This window comes from Rhodococcus aerolatus (assembly GCF_054783215.1).
On sequence record NZ_BAAGQZ010000024.1, the window covers coordinates 1 to 5,154 of the forward strand.

The 5,154-nt window shown below is 78.0% G+C and carries 6 protein-coding genes; all 6 read left to right on the plus strand.

Going from position 1 to position 5,154, the window contains the following annotated elements; all coding sequences use genetic code 11:
• The first annotated feature begins 87 nt into the window (after nucleotides 1-87).
• Nucleotides 88-960 carry a tetratricopeptide repeat protein gene (locus ACYVOF_RS09555; protein WP_460866044.1) on the plus strand — a complete coding sequence of 291 codons (873 nt, stop codon included), beginning with the start codon at nucleotides 88-90 and terminating at the stop codon, nucleotides 958-960.
• The gene (locus ACYVOF_RS09560; RefSeq protein WP_460865931.1) at nucleotides 957-1,964 is read left to right on the plus strand and encodes an HAD-IIA family hydrolase; all 1,008 of its coding nucleotides are present in this window, start codon (nucleotides 957-959) and stop codon (nucleotides 1,962-1,964) included. Before ACYVOF_RS09555 ends, ACYVOF_RS09560 begins: the two co-directional genes overlap by 4 nt.
• A 10-nt stretch (nucleotides 1,965-1,974) precedes the next feature.
• Nucleotides 1,975-2,166, plus strand: a complete 192-nt coding sequence (locus tag ACYVOF_RS09565) for a hypothetical protein (RefSeq protein WP_460865933.1) — start codon at nucleotides 1,975-1,977, stop codon at nucleotides 2,164-2,166.
• Between the two features lies 1 nt (nucleotide 2,167).
• Nucleotides 2,168-3,004 carry a TlyA family RNA methyltransferase gene (locus tag ACYVOF_RS09570; RefSeq protein ID WP_460865935.1) on the plus strand — a complete coding sequence of 279 codons (837 nt, stop codon included), beginning with the start codon at nucleotides 2,168-2,170 and terminating at the stop codon, nucleotides 3,002-3,004.
• 23 nt (nucleotides 3,005-3,027) lie between these two features.
• Nucleotides 3,028-3,963 carry an NAD kinase gene (locus tag ACYVOF_RS09575; protein ID WP_460866045.1) on the plus strand — a complete coding sequence of 312 codons (936 nt, stop codon included), beginning with the start codon at nucleotides 3,028-3,030 and terminating at the stop codon, nucleotides 3,961-3,963.
• Nucleotides 3,964-3,999: 36 nt separating this feature from the next.
• Nucleotides 4,000-5,154, plus strand: a 1,155-nt coding sequence (locus ACYVOF_RS09580; protein WP_460865936.1) for a DNA repair protein RecN, incomplete at its 3' end; no start/stop codon positions are given.

Here is a 5,154-nt window from a genome sequence, read left to right on the forward strand (position 1 = left end):
CACCGCCGAACAACCATTCCCGGAAAGGGGACCCCACCACCAGGGGTCCCCTTTCCGGCGTTTCAGGGACGTAGCAGGGAGACGATGATGGCCGAGGACCGACGCCCACCGGCGCGACGACCCGCGGAGTCGGGCCGCCCGCAGCGCCCGAGTTCGGGACGGTCCGGCCGTCCCGGCGCCCGTGACCGCACGGACCGCGGCGGCCGGGTGCCCGCCCGGGACGACGACCGCCGCCCGCCGCGCAAGGACGAGCCGGAGCTGCCCGACGAGGTCACCGCCAGCCAGCTCGACAAGGACGTGCGGCGCGACCTGCTCAGCCTGGACAAGACCAACGCCGAGGCCGTCGCCCGCCACCTCGTCATGGCCGGCCAGCTGCTCGACGACGACCCCGCCCTCGCCCTCGCCCACGCCCGGGCGGCCCGCGGACGGGCCGGCCGCGTCGCCGTCGTCCGGGAGGCCTCCGGCATCGCCGCGTACCACGCGGGGGAATGGGCCGAGGCCATCGCCGAGCTGCGCGCCGCCCGCCGGATGGCCGGCGGCCCGGGCCTGGTGGCGGTGCTGGCCGACTGCGAGCGCGCCCTGGGCCGCCCCGAGCGGGCCATCGAGCTGGCCCGCTCGGCGGAAGGTCGCTCGTTGACCGGGGACCAGGCCGACGAGCTGCGCATCGTCCTGGCCGGCGCCCGCCGCGACATGGGTCAGGTCGACGCGGCCGTGGTCACGCTGCAGACCCCCGAGCTCGACGCCACCCGCACCGGTCCCGCCGCGGCGCGGCTGTTCTACGCCTACGCCGACCTCCTGCTCGCGGCCGACCGCCGCAAGGAGGCCATCACCTGGTTCCTCCACGCCGCAGAGGCCGACCTCGAGGGCGACACGGACGCGGAGGAGCGGCTGACCGAGCTCGGCGAGCCCGTGCCGGAGGTCCCCGACGACGTCATCGACGCCACGGACGGCGCCCGGTGAGCGCGCTGCGCGACGCGCACGACGCGCTGCTGCTCGACCTCGACGGCACCGTGTACCGCGGGGCCGAGATCGTCCCCGGCGCGCTGGAGGCCCTGCGGGACAGCCCGCAGCGCCTGCTGTACGTCACCAACAACGCCAGCCGGTCGCCGTCCGACGTCGCTGCCCAGCTGCGCGACCTCGGGTTCGGCGCGGCCGACGACGACGTCGTCACCAGCTCGCAGTCCGCGGCCCGGCTGCTGGGCGAGCAGCTGCCCGACGGCGCCGAGGTCGTCGTGGTGGGCACCGCCGCCCTGGCCGACGAGGTTGCGGCGCGCGGGCTGCGCCCCGTCGACACCGCGGGACCGGACACGGCCGGCGTCGTGCAGGGCCACTCCCCGGACACCGGGTGGCGGCTGCTGGCCGAGGCCTGCGTGGCCGTCCGCGCCGGCGCCACCTGGGTGGCCGCGAACACCGACACCACCCTGCCCACCGAGCGCGGCCTGCTGCCGGGCAACGGCGCAATGGTCGCCGCGCTGCGCGCGGCCACCGGCGTCGAGCCGCAGGTGGCGGGCAAGCCGGCGACCCCGTTGCTGCACGACGCCGTCACCCGCGCGGGCAGCGAGCGGCCGCTGGTCGTGGGCGACCGCCTCGACACCGACATCGCCGGCGGCCGCGCCCTGGGCGTGCCCACCCTGCTCGTCCTCACCGGCGTCAGCACGGTCGAGGACCTGCTGCGCGCGCCGGCGCCGCTGCGTCCCGACCACGTCGGGGCCGACCTGCGCAGCCTCGACCGCCCGGCCGACGAGCTCGCCCCCGGGCCCCGCGACGGGTGGGACGCCCGCCTCGACGGCCGCGACCTGGTGCTCTCCGGCGGTCCCGACGACCCGGGGACTGAGGACGTCCTCGACGCCGCCCGCGCCGCGTGCCCCGTCGCCTGGGGCTGCGACGACCTCGGCGAGCTGCGTGCCGAGGGTGCGGCCGCGGAGGCGGTCCTCTCCCGGTGGGCCGCGCACCGGATCGGCTAGCGTTGCCCGCGTGGCCTCCCCCGTCCCCGGACCGCCCCGCCCGTCGGGCGCGGCGGACCCCGTGGCGCTCGCCGACCACGTGCGCGCCGAGCTCGACCGGCTCGACGCGGCCCCGGCGGACGACCTCGACGAGCAGGTGCGCACGCTGACCGAGCTGCACCGCACCCTGGCCGCCGCGCTGACGACCATCGACACGGCCTGACGTGGCCCGCCACGCCCGGGTCGACGCCGAGCTCGTCCGCCGCGGCCTGGCCCGGTCCCGGGAGCAGGCCGTCGCCCTCGTCGAGGCGCGCCGCGTGCTCGTCGCCGGCACCCCTGCCACCAAGCCCGCCACCGGCGTCACCGCGGACACCCCGCTGCGGGTCCTCGAGGTCACCGACGAGCGCGAGTGGGCCTCCCGCGGCGCCCACAAGCTCCTCGGGGCCCTGGCCGCGTTCGAGCCCGCCCGCCTGCAGGTGGGCGGGCGGCGCTGCCTCGACGCGGGCGCCTCCACCGGCGGGTTCACCGACGTCCTGCTCGACCGCGGCGCCGCCGAGGTGGTGGCCGTCGACGTCGGCTACGGCCAGCTGGTGTGGCGGCTGCGCACCGACGAGCGGGTCCACGTCGTCGACCGCACCAACGCCCGCGCGCTGACCCCCGAGCAGCTCGGCGGGCCGGTCGACGTCGTGGTGGCCGACCTGTCCTTCATCTCGCTGCGCCTGGTGCTGCCCGCCCTCGCCGCCTGCACGGCCCCGGGGGCGGACCTCGTGCCCATGGTCAAGCCGCAGTTCGAGGTCGGCCGCGACCACGTGGGCAGCGGCGGGGTGGTGCGCGACCCGGCGCTGCGGGCGGACGCGGTGCTCGGCGTGCTGCGCCGCGCCCGCGAGATCGGCCTGACCACCCGCGGGGTGACGGCGAGCCCGCTGCCGGGCCCGTCGGGCAACGTCGAGTACTTCGCCTGGCTCCACGCGCCCGACCTGACCGCCCCCCAGCCCCCGCCCCAGACCGACGACGGCCTCGCCGCCCTCGTCGCCACCGCCGTCGAGGAAGGTCCGCAGTGAGCACCACGGACGACGCCGCCACCATCGCCGACCGGGTCGTCGGCGGGGTGAGCGGCCCGCAGGGTCGGCAGGTCCTGCTCGTCGTCCACACCGGTCGCCGCGAGAACGTCGAGCCCGCCAAGCGCGTGGCCGCCCAGCTGACCGAGGCCGGGTTCGGCCTGCGGGTGCTCACCGAGGAGACCGAGGAGCTCGCCCTGCCCGGCGACCTCGGCCCCGTGTGCGTGCCCGTCGACGCCGACGCCGCCGCGGGCACCGAGGTGGTGCTGGTGCTCGGCGGGGACGGCACCTTCCTGCGCGCCGCCGAGCTGGCCCGCCCCGCCGGGGTGCCCGTGCTGGGCATCAACCTCGGCCGCGTCGGCTTCCTCGCCGAGGCCGACCCCGAGCACCTCGAGGACGCCGTCGAGAAGATCATCACCGGCCGCTACCGGGTCGAGGAGCGGATGACGCTGCAGGCCCAGGTGCGGGTGGACGGCCGCACCCTGGGCTCCACGTGGGCGCTCAACGAGGCCAGCCTGGAGAAGGAGGGCCGCAGCGGCATCCTCGAGGTGGTGCTCGAGGTCGACGACCGCCCCGTCTCCGGCTACGGCTGCGACGGGATGCTCGTCTCCACCCCGACCGGGTCCACCGCGTACGCGTTCTCCGCCGGCGGCCCCGTGGTCTGGCCCGACCTGGAGGCGCTGCTGGTGGTGCCCAGCAACGCCCACGCCCTGTTCGCCCGCCCGCTGGTGACCAGCCCGGACTCGGTGGTGGCCATCGAGGTCGACGAGCACGGGTCGGCCGGCGAGCTGTGCTGCGACGGCAGGCGCACCCTGGCCGTGCCCCCCGGGTCCCGGGTCGAGGTCACCCGCGGTGACGTGCCCGTCCGGGTCGTCCGGCTCGACTCCGCGCCCTTCACCGACCGGCTGGTGAGCAAGTTCTCCCTGCCGGTGCAGAGCTGGCGCGGCCGGGGCCCGCGCTGACCCGACCCCGGACCACCCACCACTAGGGTCGGGGCCGTGCTCGCCGAGATGTCGCTGTCCGGCCTCGGGGTGATCGCCTCCGCGGGTCTGGAGCTGCACCCGGGCCTGACCGTGCTCACCGGGGAGACCGGGGCGGGCAAGACCATGGTCCTCACGGGGCTGCACCTGCTCTCCGGGGCGCGGGCCGACCCGTCCCGGGTGCGCACCGACGCGCGGCGCGCCGTCGTCGAGGGCCGCTTCGTCCTCTCCGGGTCCGGCGGGGCCGCGGCGGGCGCCGTCGCCGAGCAGGCCGGGGGCGAGCCCGACGAGGACGGGTCCTTCATCGCCACCCGCACCGTGGGGGCCGACGGCCGCTCCCGGGCCCACCTCGGGGGCCGCAGCGTCCCGGCCGGGGTGCTGGCCGAGTTCACCGAGCCGCTGCTGGCGGTCCACGGCCAGAACGACCAGCTCCGGCTGCAGCGCCCCGCCGAGCAGCGCGCCGCCCTCGACCGCTCGGCCGAGGCCACCGTCGGACCGCTGCTCGCCCGCTACCGCGCGCTGCGCACCCAGTGGCAGGCGGCCGTGACCGAGCTGACCGAGCGGACCACCCGGGCGCGGGAGCTGGCGCGCGAGGCCGACCAGCTCACCGCCGCGCTCGCCGAGATCGACGAGGTCGCCCCCGCGCCCGGGGAGGACGCCGAGCTGGCCGCGGCCGTGCGCCGGCTGGGCGACGCCGACGCCCTGCGCGAGACCGCCGAGCAGGCCCGCGACGCGCTGCTCGGGGCGGAGGCCGACGAGTCCGGCGGGGCGCTGGCCCTCGTCGCCGCGGCCCGCGCCCAGGTGCAGACCTCCGACGACGAGGCGCTCCGCGTGCTCGCCGAGCAGCTCGACGGGGCGGCGGCCGCGCTGGCCGACGTCGGCACCGAGCTCAGCGGGTACCTCGCCGAGCTGCCCACCGACCCCGCCGCGCTGGAGGGCGTGCTGACCCGGCAGGCCACGCTCAAGGCCCTGACCCGCAAGTACGCGGCCGACGCCGACGGCGTGCTGGCCTGGGCGGAGCAGGCGCGCGAGCGGCTCGGGCAGGTGGACACCTCCGCGGGGGCCGTGGCCGAGCTGACCGCCCGCCGCGACGCGCTGGCCGCCGACCTGGCGGCCCGGCACGGGTTCGCGCTCGACCCCACCCACCTGGCGCTCTCGGGCCGCTGCGCCCGC